Genomic DNA, 2,285 nt, shown 5'->3' with positions numbered 1-2,285 from the left:
GTAGCGCACTGACTCGACACCATAACCGAGTTGCTCAGCCACCCGCGAGGTCGTTCCTTGGCTCGTACCGAGCTCGGCGCGGAGCGTTCGCACCATCCGGACCGCCGCAGCCTTCTCCTCGGTCGAATAGCGGCGTCCCTTGTTCATGTGTTGGACCATGGCTCCATTCTCGTTCCATAACTCTGGAGCCTCCACCAAACCCAGGGCGCTTCATCCTCCAGATTTCCCAAATCCTGGGAGCGAGGCTGTCGCGAGCCGACAACCTGAAGGTACGCGAACTGATTCGTATAGCTACAGGCCGTCAGCTGTTGTTACTATGCGTCACAAGTGAGCATATGGCAAGCATGAACGCTTTCGAACAGTTTGAGAAACCATAGCAGCGCATAAAGAATCATTGAATCGGACCCATCTTATTTGCCTTCAGCTTCTCATGAACGACGACAGCGGACGTCGGATTGTCCGAAGTCCGCTATCTCTATAAAGTGACAAAGGCTGTTCTGATTTATGCTGGGGTCTAAAATCAGTCAGATGTAATCAAAGGGCATCTTGGCAAAGACTACGTGGCGAGCTCACGATCAAAATTGTCAATACCTACTTCTGAGGCGAGAACTTGACTTCGAACAGCAAAGCTCAAGTACAAGCAAATCATGTTTGCCAAAACTGGAAGTGTTGGAGCGATATACCCCCACATCGGTACAATTTCCTCGTCCGGGAACACGCCGAAAGCCAGTGAGATCGCTTTAGGCGCAAAGAACAAAGCAGTCGTAGAAAGCGTCGTTACTACCCAAATCGTGTACTTTACTACTGACGGAGCCTTCTGGGCCAGAGTTATCCAACCAAGCGCAATAATCGGCCACCACACCCAATGGTGGGACCAGCTAACGGGCGACACAAGCACCGGACATGCGGATGCAATGCCAAGCAATGTAACACGATCAGTGTACGGAGCAATCCTCCATAGCAGCCCGACAAATGAAAGCCCGACAATGAGTGCGATAACAAACCACACCGCTTGAGACTGTCCAGCTCTTTCAAGAACGGCCTGAATCGAAACGTTGTCTAGATACCCAATCCTGCCCACGCGCGTAGGATCACGGACAACATCGCTCCAGTAATGAACGGTGTTGTGTGGGGAAACTAGCCACCCCACAAGTTGAGTACCAAAGAATGTAGTAACGCCAATGATAAGCGCGCGCCATTTTTTCATTGCGAACGGAAGAATCAAAAAGGCAATGGGAGTCAGCTTGATGCCAGCAAAAATACCAACTACGACGACAAATGGCGCTAGAGACTTGCATTTGACAAAGGTCAGATAGCAGGCCGCAAAAATCAGTATGTTGATCTGACCGTACCAAATGGTGTCTCGAAAGGGGCCTGAGACTAGCAACAGCGAGCTTACCGTAACCGTAGTTACGTACGACTCAAGTTTAGGCCACTTTGCCACTATTCGCTCAGAGAGATCTTTGCTGACATAGAGGACTGCAACGATCGAAATTAAAATCGACAGCACAAAAGCTGCCCAAAATGGCATTATCGCTATCGGGACAAAAATAAGAGCCGCAAACGGCGGATACGTGAAAGGGAGGCCTGGATCTCCCACAGGTCCCAGAATCGCATCGTAAAGCGACGAGGGGTTATGGAGAAGCGCAAGACCACCTTCTCGATACACCTTCAGATCCAGACCGCTTGGGCTTGTTAGAACGAGCAACAAGCCCGCCACAATCACTAGAACGATTTCCAGTACGACTGTGACAGGCTTGGTTCGCCGGAAGATAGACGAGTAGATCTCTCTACTCCTTTCCTTTAATGTTTTCTTCCAGCTTAGCTCTTGTAAGCGGTGCACCAGTCTTTGCCAGGGCGATTTTTGACCGCAACGCATGCAGCCCACTTGCCGCTTGCATTCCCGGTGTTGACGCTCGTCTTTCCTGCCGCAACTCGCTTGCCACCGGTAGTTTGTCCGCCTGGTGCACGAAGGTATGCAAGGTCACCAGTTGATGCATTCACCAGCTGGCCATGAAGTTCGGTTCCACACTTCCATAGATACAGAACACGTCCGTCCTTTGAAGCCACCGTCAGCTTGGTGCAGGATGCGGCATTTGCAGCAGGTGCAGATACTGCCAACCCTGCACCAGCAATCATTGCTGTTGCAGCAAAGACAGAGAAGATTTTCCTCATAATTTTCAAGAGTTGATCCCTCGTTGAGTAGTGAAAAGATAGATCGGAAGATTCATAAAAGCGAGCCTCCGTCAAAAAGCCTAGTCAACATTCGACGCCCTACCGACCGT

2 protein-coding genes are annotated in these 2,285 nt (G+C 50.7%); both read right to left on the bottom strand.

Going from position 1 to position 2,285, the window contains the following annotated elements; genetic code table 11:
- Positions 1-556: 556 nt before the first annotated feature.
- Complete coding sequence (locus tag CAY35_RS09400) at positions 557-1,843, bottom strand: glycosyltransferase 87 family protein (protein ID WP_181377558.1); 1,287 nt, start codon at positions 1,841-1,843, stop codon at positions 557-559.
- Complete coding sequence (locus CAY35_RS09525) at positions 1,822-2,250, bottom strand: hypothetical protein (protein WP_146191963.1); 429 nt, start codon at positions 2,248-2,250, stop codon at positions 1,822-1,824. The genes CAY35_RS09400 and CAY35_RS09525 overlap by 22 nt, the downstream gene beginning before the upstream one ends.
- Positions 2,251-2,285 lie beyond the last annotated feature (35 nt).

It is taken from the genome of Pseudoglutamicibacter cumminsii, assembly GCF_003143995.1.
Taxonomy (GTDB): Bacteria; Actinomycetota; Actinomycetes; order Actinomycetales; family Micrococcaceae; genus Pseudoglutamicibacter; species Pseudoglutamicibacter cumminsii_B.
The sequence above is the reverse complement of the archived record's forward strand: the minus strand, read 5'-3'. Positions and strand labels throughout refer to the sequence as shown.